At 59.5% G+C, this 26,318-nt stretch carries 30 protein-coding genes and 1 tRNA gene; 19 read left to right on the forward strand and 12 right to left on the reverse strand.

The window, feature by feature from the left end:
• Window positions 1–3: 3 nt before the first annotated feature.
• The 3 genes from SynA1544_RS06545 to rpe all read right to left on the reverse strand — a co-directional run bounded on the left by SynA1544_RS06545 (window position 4) and on the right by rpe (window position 2,536).
• On the reverse strand, window positions 4–480 hold the full coding sequence (locus SynA1544_RS06545; RefSeq protein WP_186515269.1) for a glycine zipper 2TM domain-containing protein: 477 nt from the start codon (window positions 478–480) through the stop codon (window positions 4–6).
• 1,088 nt (window positions 481–1,568) lie between these two features.
• Entirely contained in the window at window positions 1,569–1,697 is a 129-nt protein-coding gene (locus SynA1544_RS14695; protein WP_255477759.1) for a hypothetical protein, read from the reverse strand.
• 155 nt (window positions 1,698–1,852) lie between these two features.
• On the reverse strand, window positions 1,853–2,536 hold the full coding sequence (rpe, locus tag SynA1544_RS06550; RefSeq protein ID WP_115008971.1) for a ribulose-phosphate 3-epimerase: 684 nt from the start codon (window positions 2,534–2,536) through the stop codon (window positions 1,853–1,855).
• A 150-nt stretch (window positions 2,537–2,686) separates the two neighbouring features.
• Between rpe and glpX the strand changes: the two genes are divergently transcribed.
• From glpX to SynA1544_RS06585, 7 genes are all read left to right on the forward strand, one after another.
• On the forward strand, window positions 2,687–3,691 hold the full coding sequence (gene glpX / locus SynA1544_RS06555; RefSeq protein ID WP_006851350.1) for a class II fructose-bisphosphatase: 1,005 nt from the start codon (window positions 2,687–2,689) through the stop codon (window positions 3,689–3,691).
• 31 nt (window positions 3,692–3,722) lie between these two features.
• Window positions 3,723–5,021, forward strand: coding sequence for a glutamyl-tRNA reductase (locus tag SynA1544_RS06560; RefSeq protein ID WP_186515270.1), 1,299 nt, complete (start codon window positions 3,723–3,725; stop codon window positions 5,019–5,021).
• 121 nt (window positions 5,022–5,142) lie between these two features.
• The gene (locus SynA1544_RS06565; protein ID WP_186515271.1) at window positions 5,143–6,438 is read left to right on the forward strand and encodes a glucose-1-phosphate adenylyltransferase; all 1,296 of its coding nucleotides are present in this window, start codon (window positions 5,143–5,145) and stop codon (window positions 6,436–6,438) included.
• 134 nt (window positions 6,439–6,572) lie between these two features.
• Window positions 6,573–7,991: an NADP-dependent phosphogluconate dehydrogenase gene (gene gndA / locus SynA1544_RS06570; protein ID WP_186515272.1), complete on the forward strand. Its 1,419-nt coding sequence runs from the start codon at window positions 6,573–6,575 to the stop codon at window positions 7,989–7,991.
• 11 nt (window positions 7,992–8,002) lie between these two features.
• Window positions 8,003–8,716: a 6-phosphogluconolactonase gene (gene pgl / locus SynA1544_RS06575; protein WP_186515273.1), complete on the forward strand. Its 714-nt coding sequence runs from the start codon at window positions 8,003–8,005 to the stop codon at window positions 8,714–8,716.
• Window positions 8,697–9,257 (forward strand): CIA30 family protein, encoded by a 561-nt coding sequence (locus SynA1544_RS06580; RefSeq protein ID WP_186515274.1) that lies wholly within the window; start codon window positions 8,697–8,699, stop codon window positions 9,255–9,257. The genes pgl and SynA1544_RS06580 overlap by 20 nt, the downstream gene beginning before the upstream one ends.
• A 4-nt stretch (window positions 9,258–9,261) precedes the next feature.
• Window positions 9,262–9,630, forward strand: coding sequence for a hypothetical protein (locus SynA1544_RS06585; RefSeq protein ID WP_186515275.1), 369 nt, complete (start codon window positions 9,262–9,264; stop codon window positions 9,628–9,630).
• An 11-nt stretch (window positions 9,631–9,641) separates the two neighbouring features.
• On the opposite strand, the gene ilvD is transcribed toward SynA1544_RS06585, so the two are convergent.
• Genes ilvD through SynA1544_RS06600 form a run of 3 tightly spaced genes read right to left on the reverse strand, consistent with a single transcriptional unit; the run spans window position 9,642 to window position 12,280 of the window.
• Window positions 9,642–11,315 carry a dihydroxy-acid dehydratase gene (ilvD, locus tag SynA1544_RS06590; RefSeq protein ID WP_186515276.1) on the reverse strand — a complete coding sequence of 558 codons (1,674 nt, stop codon included), beginning with the start codon at window positions 11,313–11,315 and terminating at the stop codon, window positions 9,642–9,644.
• A 44-nt stretch (window positions 11,316–11,359) separates the two neighbouring features.
• Window positions 11,360–11,638: a hypothetical protein gene (locus SynA1544_RS06595; protein ID WP_114989086.1), complete on the reverse strand. Its 279-nt coding sequence runs from the start codon at window positions 11,636–11,638 to the stop codon at window positions 11,360–11,362.
• 36 nt (window positions 11,639–11,674) lie between these two features.
• Window positions 11,675–12,280 carry a uracil phosphoribosyltransferase gene (locus SynA1544_RS06600; protein ID WP_186515277.1) on the reverse strand — a complete coding sequence of 202 codons (606 nt, stop codon included), beginning with the start codon at window positions 12,278–12,280 and terminating at the stop codon, window positions 11,675–11,677.
• Window positions 12,281–12,353: 73 nt separating this feature from the next.
• On the opposite strand from SynA1544_RS06600, the gene SynA1544_RS06605 reads away from it, so the two are divergent.
• Together SynA1544_RS06605 and cobW are read left to right on the forward strand one after the other, a co-directional pair.
• Window positions 12,354–12,845: a pentapeptide repeat-containing protein gene (locus SynA1544_RS06605; protein ID WP_244273103.1), complete on the forward strand. Its 492-nt coding sequence runs from the start codon at window positions 12,354–12,356 to the stop codon at window positions 12,843–12,845.
• Between the two features lie 5 nt (window positions 12,846–12,850).
• Window positions 12,851–13,963, forward strand: coding sequence for a cobalamin biosynthesis protein CobW (gene cobW / locus SynA1544_RS06610; protein WP_186515278.1), 1,113 nt, complete (start codon window positions 12,851–12,853; stop codon window positions 13,961–13,963).
• On the opposite strand, the gene SynA1544_RS06615 is transcribed toward cobW, so the two are convergent.
• Window positions 13,900–14,766, reverse strand: coding sequence for a DMT family transporter (locus SynA1544_RS06615; protein WP_186515279.1), 867 nt, complete (start codon window positions 14,764–14,766; stop codon window positions 13,900–13,902). The genes cobW and SynA1544_RS06615 overlap by 64 nt on opposite strands.
• Window positions 14,767–14,852: 86 nt before the next feature.
• Here SynA1544_RS06615 and SynA1544_RS15030 point away from each other — a divergent pair, with 86 nt between their 5' ends.
• The gene (locus SynA1544_RS15030) at window positions 14,853–15,371 is read left to right on the forward strand and encodes a DUF389 domain-containing protein (RefSeq protein WP_370594103.1); all 519 of its coding nucleotides are present in this window, start codon (window positions 14,853–14,855) and stop codon (window positions 15,369–15,371) included.
• Between the two features lie 33 nt (window positions 15,372–15,404).
• Window positions 15,405–15,938: a hypothetical protein gene (locus tag SynA1544_RS15035; protein WP_370594105.1), complete on the forward strand. Its 534-nt coding sequence runs from the start codon at window positions 15,405–15,407 to the stop codon at window positions 15,936–15,938.
• A 46-nt stretch (window positions 15,939–15,984) separates the two neighbouring features.
• Here SynA1544_RS15035 and SynA1544_RS06625 read toward each other — a convergent pair whose 3' ends face one another.
• Window positions 15,985–16,938 (reverse strand): SDR family NAD(P)-dependent oxidoreductase, encoded by a 954-nt coding sequence (locus tag SynA1544_RS06625; protein ID WP_186515483.1) that lies wholly within the window; start codon window positions 16,936–16,938, stop codon window positions 15,985–15,987.
• Between the two features lie 131 nt (window positions 16,939–17,069).
• Here SynA1544_RS06625 and SynA1544_RS06630 point away from each other — a divergent pair, with 131 nt between their 5' ends.
• The 4 genes from SynA1544_RS06630 to SynA1544_RS06645 all read left to right on the forward strand — a co-directional run bounded on the left by SynA1544_RS06630 (window position 17,070) and on the right by SynA1544_RS06645 (window position 19,128).
• On the forward strand, window positions 17,070–17,612 hold the full coding sequence (locus SynA1544_RS06630; protein ID WP_186515281.1) for a TIGR00730 family Rossman fold protein: 543 nt from the start codon (window positions 17,070–17,072) through the stop codon (window positions 17,610–17,612).
• Window positions 17,612–18,307 (forward strand): SDR family NAD(P)-dependent oxidoreductase, encoded by a 696-nt coding sequence (locus tag SynA1544_RS06635; protein ID WP_186515283.1) that lies wholly within the window; start codon window positions 17,612–17,614, stop codon window positions 18,305–18,307. The genes SynA1544_RS06630 and SynA1544_RS06635 overlap by 1 nt, the downstream gene beginning before the upstream one ends.
• 69 nt (window positions 18,308–18,376) lie before the next feature.
• The gene (locus SynA1544_RS06640) at window positions 18,377–18,664 is read left to right on the forward strand and encodes a hypothetical protein (RefSeq protein WP_186515484.1); all 288 of its coding nucleotides are present in this window, start codon (window positions 18,377–18,379) and stop codon (window positions 18,662–18,664) included.
• A gap of 5 nt (window positions 18,665–18,669) precedes the next feature.
• Window positions 18,670–19,128: an HIT family protein gene (locus tag SynA1544_RS06645; protein WP_186515285.1), complete on the forward strand. Its 459-nt coding sequence runs from the start codon at window positions 18,670–18,672 to the stop codon at window positions 19,126–19,128.
• Here the strand turns inward: SynA1544_RS06645 and SynA1544_RS06650 are convergent.
• The 4 genes from SynA1544_RS06650 to nrdJ form a co-directional block, all read right to left on the reverse strand.
• Window positions 19,112–19,528, reverse strand: a complete 417-nt coding sequence (locus tag SynA1544_RS06650) for a hypothetical protein (protein ID WP_255477760.1) — start codon at window positions 19,526–19,528, stop codon at window positions 19,112–19,114. The two genes, SynA1544_RS06645 and SynA1544_RS06650, sit on opposite strands and share 17 nt — an antisense overlap.
• Window positions 19,529–19,530: 2 nt before the next feature.
• Window positions 19,531–19,767 carry a hypothetical protein gene (locus SynA1544_RS06655; RefSeq protein WP_186515287.1) on the reverse strand — a complete coding sequence of 79 codons (237 nt, stop codon included), beginning with the start codon at window positions 19,765–19,767 and terminating at the stop codon, window positions 19,531–19,533.
• A gap of 592 nt (window positions 19,768–20,359) precedes the next feature.
• Window positions 20,360–20,446 (reverse strand) — tRNA-Ser (locus tag SynA1544_RS06660).
• 58 nt (window positions 20,447–20,504) lie between these two features.
• Window positions 20,505–22,835, reverse strand: a complete 2,331-nt coding sequence (nrdJ, locus tag SynA1544_RS06665) for a ribonucleoside-triphosphate reductase, adenosylcobalamin-dependent (RefSeq protein ID WP_186515289.1) — start codon at window positions 22,833–22,835, stop codon at window positions 20,505–20,507.
• A gap of 121 nt (window positions 22,836–22,956) precedes the next feature.
• Here nrdJ and SynA1544_RS06670 point away from each other — a divergent pair, with 121 nt between their 5' ends.
• The 4 genes from SynA1544_RS06670 to SynA1544_RS06685 all read left to right on the forward strand — a co-directional run bounded on the left by SynA1544_RS06670 (window position 22,957) and on the right by SynA1544_RS06685 (window position 26,315).
• A complete protein-coding gene (locus SynA1544_RS06670) occupies window positions 22,957–23,634 on the forward strand; it encodes a trans-aconitate 2-methyltransferase (RefSeq protein ID WP_370594106.1) in 678 nt (225 codons plus the stop codon).
• A 6-nt stretch (window positions 23,635–23,640) separates the two neighbouring features.
• On the forward strand, window positions 23,641–25,287 hold the full coding sequence (locus SynA1544_RS06675; protein WP_115008995.1) for a peptide chain release factor 3: 1,647 nt from the start codon (window positions 23,641–23,643) through the stop codon (window positions 25,285–25,287).
• A 69-nt stretch (window positions 25,288–25,356) separates the two neighbouring features.
• Window positions 25,357–25,578, forward strand: coding sequence for a hypothetical protein (locus SynA1544_RS06680; RefSeq protein WP_115162081.1), 222 nt, complete (start codon window positions 25,357–25,359; stop codon window positions 25,576–25,578).
• 41 nt (window positions 25,579–25,619) lie between these two features.
• Complete coding sequence (locus SynA1544_RS06685) at window positions 25,620–26,315, forward strand: CPP1-like family protein (protein WP_186515292.1); 696 nt, start codon at window positions 25,620–25,622, stop codon at window positions 26,313–26,315.
• The last annotated feature ends 3 nt before the right edge of the window (window positions 26,316–26,318 follow it).

Consider the following 26,318-nt stretch of genomic DNA (forward strand, 5'->3'; position numbering starts at 1 on the left):
GGCTCAACCGCCATCCACCTGACATCCAACAAGGGCACCGCCAACAGCCCCGGCAGGAATCGACCAGATCCAGTTGTCTTTCGTGGCTAGTACACCACCTAAGGCTCCACCAAGTACACCGCCAGCGAGAGTTCCTTCTAGACAGGAATTGTCGTCTTTGGTTGAAGGATGCTCAACAATGGTTTGGTTACCCGAGTTCCCCGGTGAATGAACATGATGGTCATGAGCAAGTTGGCCTTTCTGGTGTTTATGGCTTTTTCGTCCATGGAAGTGAAAATTCTTTGGGCAAGGGCGCTCAACTTTTTCCTCGCGACTGCTAACGTATCCAGGCTTATCTCGAGTGCCAGGGTGGTAAGTCTCAACGTAATGGCTTTTGTAGCAAGTTTTCGCTTGAGAATATGTTTTGTGAGCTAATGCCGGTTCACTCATGGCTGTTGCTAATGCTGCAACTGCCATAAGTGCGGGTAAATGATTATTCATGATCAATAGAATAAATCGCTCAAATTATTCTACATCCTCTAGTTGCATCAGATATCTCAGCTTCAGTTGGATCTGTTACAGGATGCATCCATTTGCGAATTTATTGGTTCTTGCTGTACGTTTTTAATGTGAATTTTGCCTTTAATCAATCCCTGGGATGCGGGATTGATCCTTTGGCCCAGATCCCTTATTCCAGGGATGTTTCGCCCGGGCTCATCCGTGAAGACGGCGCAACAACAGTGGAAGAGATTCTTGAGCTGTAAGCCTGAAGCTGTGGATGGAGAGCATGGTGGAGATGTGGGCCTGGCAGCGCAAGCGGCCGCCACCAGGGGATCGAGGCCTTACGGACTCTCCCCACCACTCAGGGGGGATCGAGGTCCACTTGGACTCTCCCTCCACAACAATCAACTCTGGGTTGTGATCACAACCCTCTCCTGTACAGCAGGAAAGAACAAATCAGCGCCTGCAGGGGCATTCCTCACTGAGATGAGCGATGCCGGTTCGTTTGTTGGGAGGTTTCGCTCTCTTCTGCTTCAGAGCGCAGATAACGCTTCCGCTGCGCTGATTCCAGGCCAGACAGCAAGACAGCGCGTCTTGAAGGTGCGACCCGCTGAGGCCGATCAAGACCCCGAAGCAGTGGATGGATGCCTCGTCTGCTCATGCTGTTCTCTCGGTTATGCGTGAATCTCGCGCCGTGACCTGTAGTCCATCGCGTGACTGAATGATTCCATGATCTTCAGTCTTGTTTTGTGATCCACGTCACTGATTGGCGTGATGCCCTTCCAAGTTGTTGTTGGCTTCTCAGGACATGCATCAAGCCAACAGGTAAAAAGGAAGGCCACCCCTGCAAAGGGATGGCCTAAACCTTGTTGGCGTTCTTTGAAGCTGAACGAAGCGTCTGGCTGTATGGCTTGTCAGACCAGTCAGGCAGCTTCTAGATCTTGCTCAGTTGGACCGTCGTCACGCATTGGACGCCTCCGACTTCGACTCTCCCAGTCTCCTCCAGAGTAGCTGCTTTGATCATCCGTATTTCAACTCAGCGGCAGGGAAGAGAGCCTGGGCCTGCCCGATGCGCAAAGTCAACGGAACTATTGAGCCAGATGTTGAAGGACTGCACCGATATTCATGCTCCCTTTGAGATACCCGGCAAAAGCCAATGCGATCACACCAGCATTCAGCGCCAGGAAGGCGGCAACCAATTTGACGTCATCATTCATCCATTGATTATCGGAGGCCTGTTCGCATCACTGTGGACATCAAATCTTTGGAGATGTTGAAACTGTTCAAGCGCTGGGTTCTTTCTTGAAGTGCTCATAAAAGAAAGCCCGGCATCGGCTGTCGGGCTTGTGGTGTTCAGCTGATGGTCTCCTGATCAGGCAAGAACAGCTTCCTTGCTGCTGCTGTTGCGGATGCCCTTGATCGCTTCGGCGTAATCGGGCTGGTTGAACACACCGGAGCCGGACACAATCGCGTTGGCACCTGCTTCGATCACCTTCCAGGCATTGCCTGCTTTGATGCCGCCATCCACTTCGATCCAGGGATCGAGACCCTTTTCGTCGCACATGCGGCGCAGGTCGCGAATTTTCTGAACCTGGTTTTCGATGAAGCTCTGGCCCCCGAAACCGGGGTTCACGCTCATGATCAGCACCAGATCGCAGAGCTCGAGGCAGTACTCGAGGGTGTCGATCGGTGTTGATGGGTTCAGGACTGCACCTGCTTTTTTGCCCAGGTCCTTGATCTGAGCGAGGTTGCGGTGCAGATGAGGGCAGGCTTCAACCTGCACGGAAATGATGTCGGCACCGGCTTTGGCGAAGTCGGGGACGTACTTCTCCGGCTCAACGATCATCAGGTGAACGTCCAGGGGCTTCTGGGTCACCGGCCGCAGCGCCTCAACAATCAGCGGTCCAATGGTGATGTTCGGAACAAAGCGGCCGTCCATCACATCCACATGGATCCAATCCGCACCGGCTTCGTCCACGGCTTTCACTTCTTCGCCGAGGCGTGCGAAGTCAGCCGACAGGATTGACGGCGAGATCACCAGGGGCTTGGTGCTCATTGATGAGGAGCGCGAAGTGCCGGGAGATTTTAGGGACTCCTGCAACCACTGATACAGTGAGCCGCGCTCATACGTCGAGATCCACTGCGGCGACGGCCAACTGCCCGTCCAGGAGATCTCGCCAACCCGTCCCACCTCATCCGGAGTCCCGTGGATCAGACCCTCATTCAGGAAATTCTCGAGATCGTCGAGCAGGCCGCCATCGCTTCCGCCTCGCTCTCCGGCAAAGGCCTGAAGGATGAAGCCGATGCATTGGCCGTTGATGCCATGCGCAAGCGCATGAATCAGATCCAGATGCAGGGCCGCATCGTGATCGGCGAGGGTGAACGTGATGAAGCTCCGATGCTCTACATCGGAGAAGAGGTCGGCACCGGCACCGGCCCCGGCGTTGACTTTGCTGTTGACCCTTGCGAAGGCACCAACCTCTGCGCCTTCAACCAGCGCGGTTCCATGGCTGTTCTCGCCGCTTCCGACCGTGGCGGTCTGTTCAACGCCCCCGACTTCTACATGAAGAAGCTGGCTGCTCCTCCGGCAGCCAAGGGCAAGGTGGACATCCGCAAATCAGCCACTGAAAACATCAAGATCCTCAGCGAGTGCCTGGGTCTCCCCGTCGACGAGCTGAACATCGTGGTGATGGATCGCGCCCGTCACAAGGACCTGATCGCTGAGATCCGTGCCACCGGCGCTCGCATCCAGCCCATCTCCGATGGAGACGTTCAGGCCGCCATCGCCTGCGGTTTCGCTGGTACCGGAACCCACTGCCTGATGGGCATCGGTGCTGCCCCTGAAGGTGTGATCTCCGCCGCTGCCATGCGCGCTCTTGGTGGTCACTTCCAGGGCCAACTGGTGTACGACCCTGCGATTGCTCAGACCTCCGAGTGGGCTGACATGACCAAAGAGGGCAATCTGGCGCGTCTCGCTGAGATGGGCATCGCCGATCCCGACAAGGTCTATGAAGCTGAGGAGCTGGCCTGCGGTGAGCATGTTTGTTTCGCTGGCAGCGGCATCACGGATGGTCTGCTCTTCGATGGCGTTAAGTTCGAAAAGGACTGCACCCGCACAAGCAGCCTGGTGATCAGCAACCTGGACAACACCTGCCGCTTCACCAACACCGTGCACATCAAAGACGGCGCCCAGAGCATCGCTCTGAGCTGATCGTCATCAACTGGTTGAGAGGAACGTCTTCATGCATATCTCCGTCGTCGGCCTCAGTCATCGGACGGCACCGGTGGAGATCCGGGAACGGCTCAGCATCCCTGAGCAGACCATGGAGACGTCCCTTCAATCCCTCCGCGGTAATGAGCAGGTGCTCGAGGCATCGATCCTCAGCACCTGCAACCGCCTTGAGATTTACACCCTGGTCCGCAATCCGGACCTCGGAGTGTCTGCTGTCAGCGACTTCCTCAGCAGCCACTCCGGTCTTGAGACAGGGGAGCTGACGCCCCACCTGTTCAGTTACCACCACGAAGACGCTGTCGACCACCTGATGAGGGTGGCAGCTGGTCTCGACAGCCTTGTGCTGGGGGAAGGTCAAATCCTCTCCCAGGTGAAAAAAATGATGCGGCTCGGCCAGGAGCACAAATCCCTGGGTCCGATCCTGAACCGCTTGCTCACCCAGGCTGTTTCCACCGGCAAACGGGTGCGCAGTGAAACCAACCTCGGAACGGGTGCTGTTTCGATCAGCTCAGCTGCCGTTGAGCTCGCCCAGCTCAAGCTCGGTCAATCCCGAGGTCTGGATCAATTGGTCACCCTGGAAAGCGAGCAGATCGCCGTTGTTGGTGCAGGGCGCATGAGCCGTCTGTTGCTCCAGCACCTTCAGGCCAAAGGTGCCTCGGGTGTTGTTCTGCTCAACCGCACCGTTGAACGGGCCGAGCAGCTGTCGGCTGATTTCCCTGATCTTCCTGTTCAGTGCAGGCCGCTTACGGATCTGGATCAGTACCTGAGCACCTGCTCGCTGATGTTCACCAGCACCGCCGCCGATGATCCGATCATTGATGCCGCACGTCTGGCTCCTCTGAACCGGCGCAGCAAGCTGCGCTTGATTGATATCGGTGTGCCGCGCAACATCGCTGCGGATGCTGCCGATGTGGACGGCGTTGAATCCCACGATGTGGACGACCTGCAAGAGGTCGTTGCCCGTAACCAGGAAGCCCGTCAGGCCATGGCCCGCGAGGCTGAGCAGTTGCTTCAGCAAGAAGCGCAGCAGTTCCTTGAGTGGTGGGACAGCCTTGAGGCTGTGCCGACCATCAACCAGCTGCGCTCTTCGATGGAGTCGATCCGTTTGGAGGAACTCCAGAAAGCCCTCAGCCGAATGGGCCCTGATTTCTCAGCCCGGGAACGCAAGGTTGTCGAAGCGTTGAGCAAGGGAATCATCAACAAAATCCTCCACACGCCGGTGACCCAGCTGCGGGCTCCCCAGACCCGTCAGGATCGCCAACAGGCCCTCCGAATTGTCGAACGACTGTTCGATTTGGAAGCTTCTTGAGCTCTCGAGCGATTCAGTCGCGATCTGAATCCCAGTAATCTTGACTGATTCTTCCGAAAGACGGTTGCGAAGCCAAAAACTCCGGTAAGTTCTTGCGGCAACGCCGATTTGGGACAGCGGCATGAAGCGGGTCTTGGCCATCATTCTGGGCGGCGGAGCAGGCACGCGCCTGTATCCGCTCACAAAAATGCGCGCCAAGCCGGCCGTCCCTCTGGCAGGCAAATATCGACTGATTGATATTCCGATTAGCAACTGCATCAACTCCGACATCAACAAGATGTACGTGATGACGCAGTTCAACAGTGCGTCACTGAACCGTCACCTCAGTCAGACCTACAACCTCAGTAATTCCTTTGGTGGCGGTTTTGTTGAGGTGCTCGCAGCTCAGCAAACCCCCGACAGTCCCACTTGGTTTGAAGGCACTGCAGACGCTGTACGCAAATACCAGTGGTTGTTCCAGGAATGGGATGTTGATGAATACCTGATCCTTTCCGGCGACCAGCTCTACCGGATGGATTACAGCCTCTTCATCGAGCACCACCGCCGCTCAGGTGCTGATCTAACCGTTGCTGCCCTTCCCGTTGATCCCAAGCAGGCAGAGGCTTTCGGTCTGATGCGGACCGATGAAAACGGCTTGATCAAGGAGTTCCGCGAGAAGCCCAAGGGTGATTCGCTGCTGGAGATGGCTGTCGACACCTCTCGCTTCGGCCTCAGTGCCGATTCAGCCAAGAAAAGGCCCTATCTGGCCTCGATGGGCATTTACGTCTTCAGCCGTCAGACCCTCTTTGATCTGCTCGACAAGCATCCCGGGCACAAGGATTTCGGCAAGGAGATCATTCCCGAGGCTCTCGCGCGGGGGGACAAGCTTCAGAGCTATGTGTTCGACGACTACTGGGAAGACATCGGCACCATCGGTGCGTTCTATGAAGCAAACCTCGCGCTGACCCAACAACCCACGCCCCCCTTCAGCTTCTACGACGAGAAATTCCCCATCTACACCCGTCCTCGCTATCTGCCCCCTAGCAAGCTGGTTGACGCCCAGATCACCAACTCGATTGTTGGCGAAGGCTCGATCCTGAAGTCCTGCAGCATCCACCACTGTGTTCTCGGTGTGCGCAGTCGCATTGAAAGTGACTGCGTGCTTCAGGACACGCTGGTGATGGGGGCCGACTTCTTCGAATCTTCAGACGAACGCGCTGTCTTGAAAGAGCGCGGAGGCATTCCTCTTGGCGTGGGCAAGGGCACCACGGTGAAACGCGCCATTCTCGACAAGAACACCCGCATTGGTTCGGGTGTCTCGATCATCAACAAGGACAACGTGGAAGAAGCCGACCGTTCCGATCAGGGCTTCTACATCCGCAACGGCATTGTGGTGGTTCAGAAAAACGCCACCATCGCTGATGGAACGGTGATCTGAGGGCAGCAACCGTTTTCAGGAATGAGCCGACGTCTTTCCACTGATGGCTCATTCCTGACATTTATTGGTTGATTTGCGGTCGAGACCAGGCGAGATCAACACACTGAGATCAGTCCTCAGTGGTCCTTCAGGCCATGTCCAAGTCTCACTTCGGCCTCATCGGTCTTGGCGTGATGGGCGAGAACCTCGTCCTGAATGCGGAACGCAACGGTTTCTCCAGCGTTGTCTACAACCGCACCTATGCCAAAACCGAAGACTTCCTCCAGGGGCGTGGCAAGGACAAGAACATTCAGGGCGCCACTGACCTCGAAGATTTCGTTGGCAAGTTGGAACGCCCCCGCCGGATTTTGATGATGGTGAAGGCTGGGCCTGCCGTGGATGCTGTTGTTGATCAGCTCTCGCCGTACCTCGAGGAAGGCGATCTGTTGATCGATGGTGGCAATTCCGATTATCACGACACCGAACGCCGGGTGAAGCAGCTTGAGAGCAAGAGCTTCGGTTTCATCGGCATGGGTGTCTCAGGTGGTGCCAAGGGGGCTCTCGAGGGGCCGAGCATGATGCCCGGCGGTACCAAGGCGTCCTACGAGGCCATCGAGAGTCTTGTGAACAAGATGGCGGCCCAGGTCGAGGATGGGCCCTGCGTCACCTACATCGGTCCCGGCGGGTCAGGACACCTGGTTAAGACCGTCCACAACGGGATTGAATACGGCATTGAGCAGATCCTTGCCGAGGGCTACGACCTGATGAAGCGGGTCAAAGGAATGACCGGTGTGCAGATGGCCGACGTTCTCGGTCAATGGAACGCCACAGAAGAGTTGTCGTCGTATCTGGTGGAAATCACCGAGGTGTGTCTCCGCACCAAGGATCCCGTCGATGGCACTGATCTGGTGGAAAAAATCACCGATCAGGCTGGCCAGAAGGGCACGGGCCTCTGGACCGTGGTGACGGCGCTGCAGATGGGTGCTTCTGTTCCCACCATCTATGCCTCTCTCAATGCAAGGGTGATGAGCTCGATGAAGCCCCAACGCGTGGCGGCCGAATCGATCCTCAAAGGACCAACCATCAAGGACTTTGACCTGGGAACGCCTGACGATGCCATGGCTCCGCTGATGGATGCCACGGTGCTGAGCTGCATCGCCAGTTATGCCCAGGGCATGGAGCTTCTGCGAATCGCCTCCCAGGACCTCGACTATGAACTCCACATGCCATCGATCGCTCAGATCTGGAAGGGTGGCTGCATCATTCGGGCCCGTCTGCTGAAGCGCATTCAGGATGCTTTCCACGCGGATCCCCAGCTGCCCAACCTGATGGTTGATCCCTGGTTCGCTGAACAGATCAACCGACGGCTTCCCGGACTGGCTCAAGTGGTGGCCGGTGCCGCCGAGGCCGGCATTCCCGTTCCCTGCTTCAGCAGCACCCTCGACTACATGAACAGCTACCGCTCCGGTCGCCTTCCTCAGAACCTGGTTCAGGCGATGCGCGATTGCTTCGGCTCCCACACCTACCAAAGGGTCGACAAGGAGGGCACGTTCCACACCGAATGGCTCAGCTGAGTGGTTGAGCGATGACCAACTACCGCATCGAGCGGGCCAAGGATCCTCAGGACCTCGCCCGTCAGGCCTGTGAAACTGTTGCCGCCCAAATTGATCTGGCCTTGGATCAACGGGACCGCTGCCAGATCGCTCTCTCCGGTGGGAGCACCCCCGCCAGTGCCTACTCCCTGCTCGGTCAGGAACGGTTGCCCTGGGACCGGGTGGACGTTGTGCTGGGTGACGAGCGCTGGGTGGCTGCCGACGATGCGTCCAGCAACGCCGGCATGCTGCGCCGCACCCTTCTCGCCCCCGGGCCTGGAGCTTCAGCTGCTTTTCATCCCGTGCCCACCGTGGAACTGGAGAGCCCTGAGGCCAGTGCCCAGGCTTTTGCTGACCAGCTTTCTCAGCTGTGCTCAGGAGCCCCACCGGTGTTCGATGTGATGCTGCTGGGCCTGGGGGATGACGGCCACACCGCATCCCTGTTCCCCGGCACCGAGGCTCCATCGGTGCTGGATCGCTGGACGACCATCGGGCGCGGCAAGGGGTTGGATCGCATCACCATGACGGCTCCTGTGCTCAGTGCCGCCCGTCAGGTGATCTTCCTCGTCAGTGGGGCCGGTAAACAGGAGGCCCTCCGGAGACTGGTCGATCCCTCCGAATCCTCCGATCGCACTCCCGCTCGGCTGGTTCAACCTGCTAGTGATGTGCTGATCCTTGCTGATCAGGATGCAGCCGCCGGCCTCTGAACAGATCCTTTTCCAGGGCAGCGATTTTGCTGACTGGTCCAGCCTGAACGACACGATCATGGGCGGCCGATCCCGTGCCGGTTGCCGCGTGATCCCCGACGGACTCGTGCTGGACGGGGAGCTGGTGGAGACCGGCGGTGGTTTCGTGAGCTGCCGATCCCCTCGCCTGCAGCCCCCGCTCGATCTGTCCCCTTATTCAGCACTTCAGCTGGATGTTGAGGGTGAGGGACGCACCCTGAAGATTGCCCTTGGTTGCCGGGATGGAGCCATGGGACTCACGGAACTGATTCCCGGTGGTCTCCGCTGGGTGGTGGATGTTGCGACCAAACCGTCCGGTTTGACCCCTGTTGTGGTGCCATTCGCCGACCTCAGACCCACGGTGCGTGCCAAGCCCGTTGGCTTACCGCTGCGCTTCGATCCCAGTGGCATCACCCGCATTCAGGTGTTGCACTCGAAATTCGGCGATGCTGGGGATCTCAATCCGGGGTTTCGCGCTGGGTCCATCCGGGTGCTGATCCGTTCAATCCGCGCCTTGCCTTGAGTCCATGGACCTTCTGGTGTTGATTGCCAAGGCGGCTGACGTTTGCCTCAAGCCCTGGAGCCATGCTGTTGTTCTGATCGATCCTTCGGCTCCAGAACAGATCGACGATCTGCACGTGCGGATTGAATGCCGTGATGGCGACGGCCAGCGTTGCTCCGATCAGGATCTTGAACTGGAGATCTATCGGAGTGGCGATGAGATCAATCTGATGCTGAGCTGGTGGGACCAACCGGAACGTCCAATGCTCTGGCACGGGCGCCATCCGGTCTGGATGGAAGGCGCATCTGGGCAGCGCTGTGCGGCACCGCAGGATGCCGCCCCGCTTGAAGCATTGGGTCGGCGCCTACGGGCTCTGGTGCAACCGGCTGTTTGATCGCGCCGAATTCAATCGGCGTGGTCGGTGGTCGCACCCCGGCTTGAGCTGGAGACGAGCCGCGCGTACTTGCCGAGAATTCCGTTGCGGTAACGGGGTTCCGGCTTGCTCCATCCCGCCCGGCGCCGATCCAGTTCCGCGTCATCCACGTTGAGTTGGAGCAGCCGTTGGTCGGCGTCGACGGTGATGCTGTCGCCCTCTTGAACCAGCCCGATCGTTCCGCCAACAGCGGCTTCAGGAGCCACGTGACCCACCACCAGGCCATAGGTGCCGCCGCTGAAGCGGCCATCGGTGATCAGGGCGACCTTGTCCCCAAGGCCCTGACCAACGATCGCTGAGGTGGGAGCCAGCATCTCCCTCATGCCCGGTCCACCGACGGGACCCTCGTTGCGAACCACCACTACATCCCCGGCCTGGACCTTTTTGTCGAGGATGGCGGCAAGGCAGTCTTCCTCGCTTTCAAACACCCGCGCCGGGCCGGTGAGCACAGGGGTCTTCACACCGCTGATCTTGGCCACGCTTCCCTCGCTGGCGAGGTTGCCCTTGAGGATGGCGAGGTGCCCTTTGGCGTAAAGCGGATTGCTCAGGGGGCGGATCACGTCCTGCCCGGAGGGCGGCTCCGAGGGCACATCGGCCAGCAACTCCTTCAGGCTTTTGCCCTCCACCGTTCGGCAGTCGCCGTGCAGCAAGCCTGCATCCAGCAGCAGCTTCATCACCTGGGGAATGCCGCCGGCATTGTGCAGATCAACGGTCACGTAGCGGCCGCTGGGCTTGAGATCACAGATCACCGGCACCCGCTGACGAATCCGTTCGAAGTCATCGATGCTCAGGTCAACGCCGGCGGTGCGGGCAATGGCCAGCAGGTGCAGCACCGCATTGGTGGAGCCACCCACCGCCATGATCACGCTGATGGCGTTCTCAAAGGCTTCCTTGGTGAGCAGGTCCAGGGGGCGGATGTTGGCTTTCACGGCCTCCACCAGCACCTCGGCGGAGCGAGCGGCACTGTCGGCTTTTTCCTCATCCTCGGCAGCCATTGTGGAGCTGTAGGGGAGGCTGAGGCCCATCGTTTCGATGGCGGCACTCATGGTGTTGGCGGTGAACATGCCGCCGCAACTGCCAGCCCCAGGGCAGGCATTTTTCTCAACTGCGGTGAGCTGCTCTTCGTCGATCTTGCCGCTGGTGAGTTGGCCCACGGCCTCAAAAGCGCTCACCACCGTGAGATCACAGCCGCCCAGCTTGCCCGGCTTGATCGTGCCGCCGTAGACGAACACCGAAGGGATGTTCATCCGCGCCATCGCGAGCATGGCGCCGGGCATGTTCTTGTCGCAGCCACCAACGGCCAGCACCCCATCCATGCTCTGGCCATTGCAGGCCGTTTCGATGGCGTCAGCGATCACTTCACGGCTCACCAGGGAGTACTTCATCCCTTCGGTGCCCATGGAGATTCCATCACTCACGGTGATGGTTCCGAACATCTGTGGCATGCCTCCGGCCTGCCGGGCCGCTTCCTCAGCTCGTTTGGCCAAGTCGTTCAGCCCCACATTGCAGGGGGTGATGGTGCTGTAGCCGTTGGCGATGCCCAGGATGGGCTTGCCGAAATCGCTGTCTCCAAAGCCCACGGCCCGCAACATGGCGCGGTTGGGAGACCGCTGAATCCCCTTGGTGACGGCGTCGGAGCGAAGCATGGAACGGAGCGGACCAGTGGCAATCAAGCCAACCTACCGAGCGCTCATCCTTCGCTACCGAGTCCCTCGAGCTGGGCGCGAACGCGGGCGATCTCCGCGTTGAGTTTTTCCACCCGCTCCTCGAGGTGTCCGTTGCCTGCGCTGTCCAGCACTTCGGAACCGTCCTGCATCCGCGGTGCGTGCAACATCGACTTCTGCGCGCCGTAACGCCTGCGCCTGTCGGCTTCGTTGAGGAGCCACCAGGCCAGGCCTGCAGCACCGAGCACTGCTCCGGTGACCAGAGTTGCCAGGGTGCCTGAGCCCGTGTCGTGCTGCTGGGCCATGGGTGCGTTCAACCTGCCTGAAGGTTAGTCATGCCCTCAAGATCTGAGGTTCAGCCGTCGCACAGGGTCACCGATTCCCGGACGAATCTCGCCCTGCTCCCCCACGCCTTCGTCAATGCAGGCGGTGTGCAGCGTTAGGTCTGGAATCGCTTCACCCAAAAGCTTCAGTCCTGGACTGGCGCACAGGGCAGTGATCAGCCGCAGCCGCCGACCATCCACACCCTTGCTTTTGAGCTCCTGCAGAAGCTTGAGGGTGGCCTCACCATCACTGATCTGATCAACAAACAGAATCACCCCGGCGTTGGCTTCGATCTCCTGTGGGCACGACCCCAGGCAGAGGGAGGAATCGGGAAGGACGGATCGTCCTCCCTGCCAAAGATCGAGGCCTGCTGGCAGCACTGGAATGGCGATCAGCGGTACCGATGCTTCAACGAGGGTGCCTTCGGTGTCCCCATGGAGTCCGGGCACCATCTCCCGGCGATGGGGCAGCCAGTCCCGCAGGGCTTCGTAGGTGAGCCACCGGCCCAGTTCCTGCAGGGCTGTGGCGTAGAGGGCCGCAGGGGTTTCCCGATGCCGAAGCATGGTCAGCCAATGGCCGATCAGGGGATGGGGTGGAACCACCACCCGCAAGCTCATGGCCATATCGACTCGCTCCGCGGACAGTTGCCATAACGTGATTGCTCAAATTACCGGTCTCATGGGCGCCCTTCGACGTATGGCCTCGCTGCTGGCGGTGATCACGCTGGCGTTCAGCACTGTTGTTTGGGCTGAATCAGTGCAGGCCATCACCGCTCCCGAGCTGCGTGGTCAGTTCGCAGTTCAGGAGATCAGCGCCGATATGCACGGTCTTGACCTCAAGGAAAAAGAGTTCCTCAAGGCCGATTTGCGCGAGGTGAATCTCAGCGGCACGGACCTGCGCGGTGCTGTGATCAACACCTCGCAGCTGCAGGGGGCCGATCTCCGTGATGCCGATCTTTCCGATGTTGTGGGCTTTGCCAGCCACTTCGAGGGCGCCGATCTCCGGGGGGCCAATTTCACCAACGCGATGATGATGCAGAGCCGTTTCACGGATGCGCAGATCGACGGTGCTGATTTCACCAACGCCGTGATCGACCTTCCCCAACAGCGGGCCCTCTGTGCTCGGGCGGATGGATCCAATCCGATCAGTGGTGTCTCCACCCGTGAGAGCCTGGGCTGCCGCCCTTAATCGTCATGGCTAAGCGTCTGCCGGTGACCGTGATCACCGGGTTTCTTGGGGCCGGCAAGACCACGGTGCTCCGCCATCTGCTCACCCGTGGCGGTCAGCGATTGGCCGTGATGGTCAACGAATTTGGCAGCGTTGGGCTTGATGGTGATCTGATTCGCAGCTGCGGGTTTTGTCCTGAGGAGGAGGTGGACGGCCGTTTGGTTGAGCTGAACAACGGCTGCCTCTGCTGCACGGTGCAGGACGACTTCCTGCCGACCATGGAGACGTTGCTGGAACGGGCGGATCAATTGGATGGGATCGTTGTTGAAACCAGCGGTCTCGCTTTGCCAAGGCCTCTGCTTCAGGCCCTGGATTGGCCGGCCATCCGCAGCCGTGTGCACGTGAATGGTGTGGTGACGCTCGTGGATGGCGAAGCTTTGGCTGCAGGCAGCCCAGTGGCTGATGCTGAAGCGCTGGAACGGCAACGGGCCGAGGATCCCAGCCTCGATCACCTCACAGCGATCGACGACTTGTTTGAGGATCAACTCCAGGCCGCTGACCTGGTCTTGATCAGCCGGGCTGATTGCCTGGATGCACCAGCGATGGCTGAGGTGCAGGGGCGGATCAAAGACAAAGTGCGCCCAGGCACCGCTCTGCTTCCTGTGTCTCAGGGACAGGTGGAGACATCCGTTGTGTTGGGCCTCGAGCACAAGCCCACTCCCCAGGAGGCCCACACCCACCATGACCACGACCACCACGACCACCATGACCATCACGACCACAGCCATGTCGACATGGTCGGCAGCAATGTTCGTGTTGAAGGGGCCTTGGACCGTCAGGCCCTCGAGCAGTTGTTGCCCAGCCTCGTGAGCAATCTCCAGGTGGTTCGACTCAAGGGGCGTGTCTGGCTGCCCAGCAAAACGCTTCCGCTTCAGATCCAGATGGTGGGTCCGCGGTTGAACAGCTGGTTTGAAGCAGCTCCCAGCCATGCCTGGCGTCCCGATCAGGGCTGTGGTGCTGATCTTGTGGTGCTGGCTTTGAACGAGGCTGCAGCTCCGGCCCTGGAATCCGGCCTTCAGAGGCTGGTGCAGGCCACACCGGCCAAAGCCAGCCCCGCGGCAGCCACGCCGGAGAGCTGAATCGGGTCTCCTTCCATTCGGCCCACAAAAAGAGCTATCACTGGCGCCGTGGCCATCAGCGTCACCCCTTCTCCAACGGGCATGGACTGCAACACCACCTGTTGCAGAAGGATTCCCCCATTGGTTCCGATCACGGTGGCGATCACAAGCTTCCACTGCTCTCGCCGCGAAAGAGCTGCTTGACTCCAAATCCCTTTCAGTAGAGGGAGCAGCCCAACCCATCCCCCCAGCAAACGGATCGCTGCCGTCTGCAATGGGGTGAGGTCGCTGCTGAGCAGCACATGACGGGCCAGAAAGGCGCCACTCAGTCCACAGATCACGGCTGTGAGTGCCAACAGCAGCCCAGGACCAAGCTCAGAGTCGAATGCATGCGGTTTGTGTTGGCTCTTTTCTTTGGCCTGCAAAGCAATGAGAACCACCGCGCTTGAAACCAAAAGCGCGCCGACAGCGTTCCTCACTCCCAAGCTGTCACCCATCACCAGCACTCCTGCGATGCTGGCCAGCACCGGTCCGCTGGCTTCCACGGTGAGGGTTCGTCGGGTGCCGAGTCGCCGCAACGCCCCGAGATAGAAGCTATCGCCGGCCGCAATGCCGATCAAGCCGCTGAGCAAGAGCAGCACCACGGCGTGTGGTGCGCAGTCCCGAGGCAGGGTGAGCAGAACCGGCAGGAAAAGCAGGCTGGCCAGCCCGTTTTTCATGGCATTGAGCCGGATCGCCGTGATCCGACCCGATAGCGACCGCCACAACGCACTGGCTCCCGTCCAGGCCATCGCTGCTCCGAGGGCCGCCAGCACTCCCGTCATTTCGTGGTGGTCATCCCCGTGAAGTCTGCTGCGCTGCTCAGAACTCTGTGCACAATTCAGGAACGTGAGGCCTGGAGTCGTTCGAGGTGCTGAGGCAATTGCTGGAAAGCCTGTCGGGGCATTGGGCAGTTCATCTTGAAAGTCGTGTTCCCCGCACGGAGCTTTATGAAGCGCGGATCGCCTCATCCAAGCCGACGCTTGGTTTCTTCGTTCTGTTGATCAGTTCTGCGGTAATCGCCACCCTCGGACTGGTGTCCAACAGCACGGCTGTCGTCATTGGGGCCATGATCGTCGCGCCGCTGATGGACCCCATCCTCAGCCTGGCCTTTGGTTTGGCGGTCAGTGACGGAAAATTGATCCGCCGTTCCGCCGTCACCATCGGATTCGGCGTGATGGCCGTGGTTGCGACCGCAGCGCTGATCAGTTGGGGGCTCGGCATCAGCTATGTGCAGTCGGAGATCACCGGGCGCACGTCTCCCAACCTGATCGACCTCGGTATCGCCATTGCGGCGGCTGTTGCCGGTTCATTCTCGATGACCCGCAAGCAATTGTCGAACTCGATTGCGGGGGTGGCGATTGCTGTTGCCCTGGTGCCACCGCTCTGAGTCAGCGGCATTGGCCTCACCCTTGGCTCGGAGATGGTGGCTGTGTTTGGTCGCGGAACGGTGGCAGGTCTCACCAATCAGATCGCCGAGGGTTCGTTTCTGCTTTTTCTGGCGAACCTGATTGGCATCACCGTCACCAGCCTTGTGGTGTTTTTGCTGCAGCGTTATGGGTCATTCCGCACCTGTTGGCGCAATCTTCTGGTCTGGCTGGGATTGCTCGGATTGCTGAGCCTGCCGTTGTCATCGGCTTTGCATGACTTCAGTGTGCGCCAGCAGATGGATGCTGTGTTTGCCCATGTCAAAGCTGGACGACTCAAACGCGTTGCCGTCGCGCAAGGAAATCCGAGATTGTGGTCCAAGGTTCGCCTGATGTACAGCAATGTCAGCGTTGTTGATAACAAGGCAATGCTTGATCTCGTCTTGAATGCGCCTGAAGATTTTTTGAATCAGTCCTTGATGAATTCACTGAATCAACGGATGTTGGAGCGAGCCAAAGAATTTGGCTTGGATGATCTTGATATCAATATCAGTGTGATCCCCAATCGTGTGTACAAGTTCGATAATTAGAAAGTGAATGAAGTTGTGGTTGTCTATTTTGTGTTCGATGTGAATATCATTTTGCTGGCGCAAGCGATGCGTTGATGAGATCGTTCGACAACCTCCAGAGCATCGTCGCTTGATCGCTGTCAGATGCCTCCTCGGAGGGTTCTGTTGGCTCGAATTGATGCCGGCCGGGGCCCAACAGGCCATTGCTCCAGTAGCTGAACCCTGGCCGCTGAACCTGTTCAGTGATGAGCTGAACCAGCAGTTCTCCAGCTCGCTCAACGCTCTCCGTCAGTCTCAACAGATCTCGTGCGACAAACCCGAACAGGGCTTGGCCCACTGGATTGGCTTGACGGCTCTCTCTGAAAAAACCTCCCGATGTCCGAGCAATTACCAGCCCCGGGCTCCACACCACAACGGCCAGGTCAGGCTGTTGCCGATGTAGCTCCAGGGCCATCAGGAGATTGCAGAGTTTGCTGTCCTTGTAGGCCTTATCCGCATTGAACGGGCTCACCCCATCCACCATGGCGGCTCCCGGTCCCTGGCGGAGCCCCTCCATTGTTCCCAGGCCGGCAGGCTGTCCGACCCGTCCTCCGCCTTTGGATGGGTTGTGCACTTCAGAGCCTGTGATCACGACGGCTTGGGTGTGCTGCCTCAATCCATCAACCAGCAGTTGATGGGCCAAGTGATTCACCGCAAAGGTGAGTTCAATCCCTTGTGCACTCCAACGGGGAGAGCGATGCCCGGCGTATTGCAACCCCGCATTCAGCACCAGAGCATCAAATGGCGCCTGGTGTTGGCGCAGTTCTTCGATCACCTCGGCCACGGAGGCCAGATTCGCCAGATCTGCAACGCAGGTCTGAACCGATCCAGACAACGCTGCTCTGGTGTGGGCGGCCCGCTCTTCATTACGGCAAAGCACGGTCAGCTCATCTCCATGGGCCAGCAGGGTCTTTGCTGCCTCCAGCCCGATCCCGCTGCTGGCACCGGTGATCAGAATTTGGCGCCGTTCAGCTGCCGCCATGGAGTTGGAACCCGTAGAGATCGTTGTCACGATGGCTGACCACGTCCATCCTCGGCCGATCGCGGTTAAGCACTCAAGGCCTGTTGAGTGGATCGTCTCAGGGGAGGATGAACGGATTAGGGCAAGGGCGCATGCATCGGATCGCTGTGTACTGCGGCTCGCGAAGTGGCGACTTCAGCGTGTTCACCACTGCAGCAACTGAACTGGGCTCGCTGCTGGCCTCCCAGGGCATCGCCCTGGTTTACGGCGGTGCTCAGATTGGCTTGATGGGCGCGGTTGCCGATGCGGCTTTGGCGTCTGGGGGGGATGTGATCGGCGTGATTCCTGAAGCGCTGATGCTCGATGAGGTGGTTCACACCAGCTTGACCCGTCTTGAGGTTGTTGGATCGATGCATGAGCGCAAGGCGCGGATGCTTGAACTTGCTGATGGGGTCGTGGCCATGCCCGGTGGCCTCGGGACGCTCGAAGAGTTGTTCGAAGCCTTGACCTGGGCTCAGCTTCGCTTTCACGCCAAACCGATCGGCCTGCTCAACCTGAATGGCTACTTCGACGACTTGCTGAGTTTTCTGGACAACAGCGTTTCGACAGGTTTTCTCTCCCCGCAAAATCGCGCACTCTTGCTGCACGCAACAACGCCAGAATCGCTGCTCCACCGACTCGTCAACGTGGCTTGATGCAACGAACGGTTTTGCTCACTGGAGCCAGTCGTGGCATCGGACGATCGATTGCCAGGAGGCTGCTCATCGATGGCCACCGTCTCAGCCTTGGCTTGCGCGATCCAGAGGCTCTAAGGGGTACAGATCTGGATGTCGAGGCTGTGATCTATCACGCCTATGACGCCAGTGATCCATCGACTGCTGAATCCTGGGTTGACGCCACCCTCAGTCAGTGGGGAGGGATCGACACCCTGATTCATTGCGCCGGGATTTTGCATCGCACACCCCTGCTGTTTGCCGATGGTGAGGAGCAGCAGCTTGATCAACTCTGGGCCGTCAATGTGAAGGGGCCCTGGTGGCTAACCCGTGCGGCCTGGCCATCCCTGGCATCGAGTGGCCAGGGGCGGATTCAGGTGCTGGTGTCGATGAGTGGCAAGCGCGTTAAAGGGCGGATGGCCGGCTACCCCGTGAGCAAGTTCGCCTTGATGGGGCTCTGTCAGAGCATGCGCAACGAAGGTTGGGACCAGGGGATTCGTGTGACTGCCATCTGTCCCAGTTGGGTCAACACTGAGATGGCGCGAGCGGTGACGGCGGTCGAGCCTGCCGCGATGACCCAACCTGACGATCTTGCCTCCCTGTGCAGCAGTCTGTTGTCGCTACCAAATGCTGCCGTTCCTTTTGAGTTGGCGATGAATTGCTCGCTCGAAACATGAGTTTTCCCATCAGGACGATGTCGCCTCCAGCTCACGTCGCTATGGATGACTCAGCGTCCGTGCCCTGCGATGTGTCTTCTGGCGGCGATTGGCCTGCTGGCCCCACGCTTGGTTTTGGTCTTGATGTGGTTGATCAACAGCAGCTTCGTGCTGCAGCCATTTAGCGGCACAAGTGTGCCCAACCCAGTGCTGCCCGTCCTTGGCTTGTTGTTTCTCCCCACCACAACCCTCGGTTTTTGCTGGGCGGTGGCCTCGTTTGGAGGGGTGTCGTCGTTCAGTGGCCTGTTGGTGGTGTTGATCGGACTGATCATCGACTTTGGCTTGATCGGTAATGGCCGCGGTGCTGTTCGCCGTTGAAGCTCATGCCCGTGGAAACCTGTGCGATCTGTCAGCTGCATGGCGACCCTGCAGCGCGAGAGCGTTTCGAGATCGAGCGATCAGAACTCTGGGTTCTTCGCCATCACCCCGACCCAGCCCCCCTGCCCGGCTGGATTCTGTTGGATTCACGGCGCCATTGCTCCGGACCTGTGGATTTCTCGGAGGCAGAAGCTTCGGACTGGGGGCGTGCGGTGCGTGATGCAAGCGATCTCGTCAAGCAGATCACCGGTTGCGATCGCGTCTATGCCATCGCCTTTGGCGAGGGGGCCCAGCATCTTCATTTGCATCTCATTCCCCGCCACTTAGACGATCCAGCGTCCAAGGCCTGGGCGGTTGCCGATCTCTATCGAGCCATGGATTCAGGAGATCGCGCTGCTGCCGATCCATCCGTTGTGGCGTCTTTAGTTGATCGCTGCCGTTCTTGGATCAGCGCTCAAGGTTGAAGCGTTTGGGCCTGTTGGCCTTATTTAGGCCTTGGTTCAAGCGACCAATGGGCCAGCCAAGATGCTTGAGATGGCTCAGCGTGTTCGGTGACGCGCTGAAGCAGTTCTCGCTGTAGCTGCTGGAAATTCCGATTTCCTTGAGGGTGAGCAGCAGCAACCGTTGCTCCCGGCGGGTTCCCCGGCGACTTTCGAGCACGACAAAATCCCGATCGCGAAGCTGGTCGCCGATCGGGTCAATGTTGTCGCAGTAGCCCAGCGTCAGGGTTTGATCAATGGCGCGGTAGGCCGTGTAGATCCGTCCTTCGGGATTTTCTTGAAGGGTCTGAACCCGTTCACTGAGGGCGATCACGGCGTCCATTACCGGTGCCTGGAGGGCTTGTTCCATCTGTTCGATCTGCACGATCAAAGCCCTCCTACGGCCAAACGTTCATCGCAGGCGGCTTCATAAGCACGGACGGCTCCGCTGGGAATCGAGCCATTGCTCTTGAGTTGGCGCACCGAGAGCTCCACGCACTGAAGCACAACGCTGGTGAGCTCTCGGCCTTCGCACAGGGCCCAGCTGCGAAGCAGCACATGAAGGCTTGGTGGTACCGACACCGTCAGCTTGACCTGGGTCTCGCGGGTGGAGGTTTTGATCATGACCCCTGTGCTGCCGAAGCAACTCCAAAGTAACTCAAGAGTAACTGCGGAGCAACTGGCTGGTAACCCAGTAGTCGCTTCAAGGTGGCTCCGGAGTTGCTCGGGGCCGTGGGCTGCTCCATCCCCATCCCCACCGGGTAGTGCAGTGGCCTTAGCAAGCGCGGCATGTCGCCATGCGACGCGTCGCATGGCGACCTCGTGTTGTGAATGTCGACGTCCGTCGCGCTGAATGGGTCAATCCAGGTCTGTCCCAGGTTCAGACTCGGACGCAATTTGTGGATGTCGAGAAATCGGCGCCGAACCCCTTCAAAAAAAAAGGTCGATTCGGCTCATAGTGCCGACGCCAAGTCGCTTGTAGGGCTTGGAAGCCGGGCAGAGCGATGTCCGACGCGTTGGACTTTGACCCCTGCTTCGGCGGCGGTCAAATCCGTTTCTTTCTTAAGAAATCTGGTTGTGTATCCCCGCGAACGGACTCGTCCGTCAATGTATAGCTGTGGTCGTATCGCTCCGGTGGTGCATCACCGTCGGCCACACAACATTCTTTGAGGTGGAACGAACGATCTGGACGATCTTCGTTTCGGTTGGATCAAAACGGAGAGGGTGGGATTCGAACCCACGGTGCCCGTGAAGACACGCTGGTTTTCAAGACCAGAGCCATAAACCACTCGACCACCTCTCCAGAGGTTGTCAGGTGTCCCGCAGGACACCTGACAACTGTATCGGGACGTGCTCCCAGTTCAGTTTTCCGGCTTGGCCAGAGGCAGTAGACACTTATCGGAATCACATCCGGCCGGGCCCGCTTCGGTCAGCTCGCCCTGGTCGTAACGCTGCAGTGCTTCGAAGAAATCACTGCTGACGCGACGCTTCACCACAGCCGATTGCAGCTCCTCGTAGGTGGCTGCATCGATCGGCTCAAAGGGCAGGCGGGGGAAGGTGGCATTGGCATCGAAGCGGGCCAGAAGTGCTGCTGAGATGTAGCCCTCGCCCTTCTCCATGGCTTGATGCAGAGCATCAGCCAACGGTTCGATTTCGTGCTCGCGGAATTCGATCGTGGCGGAGGTGTTATGGGCGGTGTAATGCCGCTGCACCTGCATGTAGAAATCGAACTGCGCCATGGCACTGAAGCCGTTGATGTCGACGGCATCAGCACCGGGCAGATTCGCCCAGCTCACCTCGGTGGGAATCTCCACCAGCCACTCGGTGCAGCGGGGATCGAAGGGATCATTCAGCAGACGACCCTGCTCATCCTTGTCGGACTGGGAGGGAACGATGGTGTAGCCGTAGTCCATGCAAGCCATGGCCACGGGGTCGTTCTTGCGGAAGGTGATCCGGCGGATGAAGCGCTGGGCCTTGGGGGGATGCCAGCCGGGGGCAGCACCGGTGAGCAGGCTCTTGGTGCCTGCAGGTTGGACCGTGGTGCAACGGTTGGGACGACGCAGGCCATGGCGGTCGCAGTAGTCCCAGACCGTTTCATTGACGATCTCTTTCCAGCGGCTCAGGTAAGCGGCTTCCTGCTCCTTGAAGCGCAGACCCTCCTTGGTATCAGGCCGGCCAGCCTCCCACCAGCGCAGCCATTCCGTGCCGAAGGCATGGACGAAGAAGTCGAACAGGCCGGTGAAGCTGACGCCCACGATCGGATCCCACTCACGGCTCTGGCGGTAGCGCTCCACTTCAAAACGATGGTTGAGCAGACAAGCAACCGACAGGGCACCCGCACGGAAGGCATCGGCCTGGCCTTCCTCGTCGCTGGGGTCGATCTGGTTGAGGTGCACCTCGGCCAGATTGCAGTGGAAGTCGGCACCCAGGATCTCGCCGCAGGGATTCAAGCCGTAACGACTGAGGCGGTGCTCCAGCTCGTCAGCTCCGATAGGGCCATGGTTGTCGGACAACCAGCGACCTGCTTCCTCACGCCCCTGATCACAGTAGATCTCAATGAACTCGCTGCGCAGTTCAGGGGTTGTGAGCAGATCAGCATTGGAGCGAGCGATCGCCTCGGGTGCGAACTGGATGGCACCTTCACCGGAGTGGAACTGCTTGGTCACCGCTGCGTGCACAACGTCCTTGCTGGGACGGGTGTGATAAACGCGGGTGTGGTTGGCCATCCGCAGCGCATCACGCTCGGGGTCGATCCTCCAGTTGCCCTCCTCGTCCTGCTGCCAGAGGTTGTCCTTGGAGGACGCAGCCGCCTGGTCGTCCGAAGCGAACTGGCGCATGCCAGCGCTGCGACGGATGTTTCCAGCCACGATCGTGACGGCGGCTTCGTCGATCAGAAGGCAGCACTCCACTGAGGTGAGCCGACGGCCCTGGGCCTTGTTCAGCAGCCGAGCAACGCGCCCGTAGAGATCCTTCAGCTTGACGGGGTTGGCCATGCCGCCGAACCCCTTCAGCGTTTCCCCAACAGGCCGCACATCGCTGAGGTCCACCTCGATCTGAATCGGACCTCCGTTGAACCGTTCATCGCTGCTGAGCTCGAGCATCAGCTGGTAGCTGTCCACCCAGCCGCGACGGGTGTCACCCACCTTGATGGTCACCTTGTTGCCATCAATGCTGTGGGTGCAGTCGTCCTGGCGCTCAGCGGCAGGAGTGATGCCGATTTTGCTGACGCTGAGAACTTCAAAGCTGTTGCGCACCACCGGAAGCCGGTCGATCAGGTGCGGCTCGATGATGGCGCCGGTGCCACAGCCCATCATCGCCAGGTCCATCATCAGACCAAAGGCTTGCCAATCCACCAGGTTGGTGGATGTGCAGTTGTAGGAACCCGAGAAGTTTTCGGGCTGCTCGATCCAGCGGGTGCCACCGATCCAGAGCCAGCGGCCGGAGGGAAGAGCTTTTTTCTCGGCCTGCATGCGAGCCAGCAGGGCCACTTCCGCATCGTTGAGGTTGCCCAATTGACGCAGGCCTTCCAGGTTTCGCGCGCCCACCTGACTCCAGCTCTCACGGCCGCTGGGGGTTTTGCGGCTGTAGGTGCGATAGAAGACCGGGTTGGCAGCAGGAGCGGTTGCGGGGAAGTCGCCGAACCCGGCGACAGCTCCCGCAGAGGTCTCCACACGATTTGGAGTGAGGGTCACGTGCGGTGCTGGGGCTAAGGACAAGTATCGAAACCCTAACGCCACAGATGGGGGTAGCAAGGTCTCTTTACCACCATCGACAGTGTCCCGTTCAAACTGAGCTCCGAATCGGCAGCAAATGATGCAGCGGCGGCTGGAACCTGAATTGATGAACGGCGATACGCAGGTGCAGGCCTATGCCGCTGCCGACTTCAGTTCCGGCGATCAAGCCACCATCGAAGCGATTCAGCGTCTCCTCTCACGCACATCGCCTTTGCCGCCTGATCCACTGGTGGTGGATCTGGGTTGTGGGCCGGGAAACATCACGTTTCGCTTGGCTGGCCTCTTCCCCAAGGCTCGAATCATCGGCATCGACGGTGCCGAATCGATGCTGGCTCTGGCCCGGGAGCGGGCGCAGCATCAGCAACTGGAGATCTCATTCCTCTGTCAGACCCTTCAGGAGGTTGTTGAAGGTCCTCTGCTTGGGCAGGCCGATCTGATCGTCAGCAACAGCCTTTTGCATCACCTGCATCAACCCGATCTGCTCTGGACGGTCAGTCGAGCCCTGGCAGCACCTGGGTGTCGTGCCTTGCATCGGGATCTGCGGCGTCCGGCCTCCGACGCTGAGATTCAACAGCTGCTGCTGAAACACCTGCCATCGGCGCCAGAGGTGTTGCAGCATGATTTCGCTGCCTCGCTGGCGGCGGCCTTTGAGCCTGATGAGGTGATTGCCGAGCTCCACCGGCTGGGACTCAACCAGTTGACGGTGTCGGCAGAGGACGACCGTTATCTGGTGGTGTCAGGCTTGGTGAAGTCCTGAAATCCGATGAGCGGCAGTCAAGCGACCACTGATGGTGATCTGGCCCAGGTTCTGGCCTCGGCGGTGGATCGCCGTCGCAACTTTGCGATCATTTCCCACCCGGACGCGGGAAAAACAACTCTCACTGAGAAGTTGCTGCTCTACGGCGGTGCCATTCAGCAGGCCGGTGCGGTGAAAGCCCGGGGCGAGCAGCGCAAGGTGACCTCCGACTGGATGGAGCTTGAAAAGCAGCGGGGGATTTCGATCACCTCCACGGTGCTGCAGTTCGATTACGACGCCACCACGATCAACCTCCTGGACACACCAGGTCACCAGGATTTTTCCGAAGACACCTATCGAACGCTGGCAGCGGCTGACAACGCCGTGATGCTGGAAGATGCCGCCAAGGGCCTGGAGCCTCAGACGCGGAAGCTGTTCGAGGTCTGCCGCATGAGGCAGATCCCGATCTTCACCTTCATCAACAAGATGGACCGCCCGGGGCGGGAACCGCTCACCCTGCTCGATGAAATCGAGTCGGAACTCGGCCTCACCCCCTGGGCAGTGAACTGGCCGATCGGCAGTGGCGAGCAATTCCGTGGTGTGATCGATCGCCGCAGCAAGGAAGTGGTTCTGTTCAGCCGTGCTGAACGGGGCAAGCAGGCCAGTGAGCAACGCCTCTCGCTGGACGACCCTGCCCTGCGCGAGTTGGTGGAAGAGGACTTGCTGGATCTGGCCATTGAAGAAATGGAGTTCCTGGAGGCGGCTGGCGCCGAGCTGGACATTGAGATGGTCCATGCCGGTGAGCTCACCCCGGTGTTCTTCGGCTCGGCCATGACCAACTTCGGGGTCCGTCCGTTCCTCGATGCCTTCCTTGAGATGGCACAACGGCCGATCGCCCGATCCAGCAGCGAAGGTCTGGTGGACCCGTTGCGTGAAGGGTTCAGCGGCTTCGTGTTCAAGCTTCAGGCCAACATGGACCCCAGGCACCGCGACCGGGTTGCCTTCGTCCGTGTCTGCAGCGGCCGCTTCGAAAAAGACATGACGGTGAAGCACGCCCGCACGGGCAAAGCGATCCGTCTCTCACGTCCTCAAAAGCTGTTCGGTCAGGACCGAGCCGTGGTGGAAGACGCCTATCCGGGTGATGTGATCGGTCTCAACAACCCCGGCATGTTTTCCATTGGCGACACCCTTTATGTGGGTTCGAAAGTGGAATACGAAGGCATTCCCTGTTTCAGCCCGGAAATTTTCAGTTGGCTGCGCAACCCCAACCCTTCAGCCTTCAAGAACTTCCGCAAAGGGGTGAACGAGCTGCGGGAAGAGGGGGCTGTGCAGATCCTTTATGACACCGACGAGAGCAAGCGGGATCCAATTCTGGCGGCCGTTGGACAACTCCAGCTTGAGGTGGTGCAGCACCGCCTTGAAAACGAATATGGCGTGGAAACCCGCCTTGAGCCCATGGGTTTCCAGGTTGCCCGTTGGATCAACGGCGGTTGGGCTGAACTCGAAAAGGTGGGCCGGATTTTCAATTGCAAGACCGTGCGTGATGCCTGGAATCGGCCTGTGCTGTTGTTCAAGAACGAGTGGAATCTCAACCAGCTTCGGGAAGACCACCCCGACCTTGAACTCAGCAGTGTTGCCCCGGTGGTGAGTGGAGTGGAGCCGATCAGTCTCTGAACCGCGCCGATCACCCCATCCACACCTCCACGGCTCTCTCGCCAGAATCTTGCGGAGCCTCCAACTTCCGTGAGTACGTTCTGGCTGCTGAGGAACAACGCTGACGGTGGCACCGAATACGTGTGTTTCCGTGGCGATGATGAATCAGTGGAAATGCTGGAGGGTTACCACCTTCCTCCGCAGATGCCGTTGATCAAACGGCGCTCCTGGATGAACCGGGTGGATGCCCTCAGCTGCCGGAGCAGGCTTGAGCGGAGCGAGGGTTTTCGTCACGGTGCACCCCTCTTCTGAACAGGCCCCGATACGCTCTTCAAAGGAACCCGATCGACGCAATGGCAGCCCTGGGTGAATCTGGTCCCGATGCAAACGCAGATGATCCATTTGCCCGTCTCGGCCTAAGCCGCGATGCGGGCTTTGAGCAGGTTCAGGCGGCCAAGGCACGTTGTCTCGCCGAGGTTTCCGGAGATGATCAGGCCCGAGCCAAGATCGAAGCGGCCTACGACGCCGTCTTGATGGCGCGTCTTCGTGACCGGCAACAGGGTCAGGTGAGTGCTGCAGCAGCGACGGCGTCGGAGCGGGAGGCGATGGCGGGATCCATGCCTTCTCCACCAGCTCAGGCACCGATGGGCAATGTGTTGGCGAACCTCCGCAACAAACTGCCCGACCCCTCCCAGTCCCTCTCAGGCCTCAAGCCCGATTGGGCCCTGGTGGAAGGGCAGGGGCGTTCCGTGCGCCTCATTGCCGGAATCATCGGCGTTGCTCTGTTGCTGATCTCGGCCGGCAGCATCCAATTGGTGCTGGCCCTTGGAACCATCGGTGTTTTTCTCAGTCAGGTTCGCCGTGGTCGTCGCCCACTGGCATCCCTGGGCTGGACGTTGCTGGTGCTCAGCGTTGGTTTGGCGGCGGGGTCTTTGCTGAACCTGGCGCTCTCCCCCACTGCTGTTGAGCAGCTTGCTCTCAGTTCGCTGCAGATCCAAGCCCTGCCTGCCGCTTTGCTGCTGTGGGCTGCAGCCCTGTTCCTGGCCTGAGCA

Origin of the sequence: Synechococcus sp. A15-44 (assembly GCF_014280115.1) — a bacterium.
Classification (GTDB): domain Bacteria; phylum Cyanobacteriota; class Cyanobacteriia; order PCC-6307; family Cyanobiaceae; genus Parasynechococcus.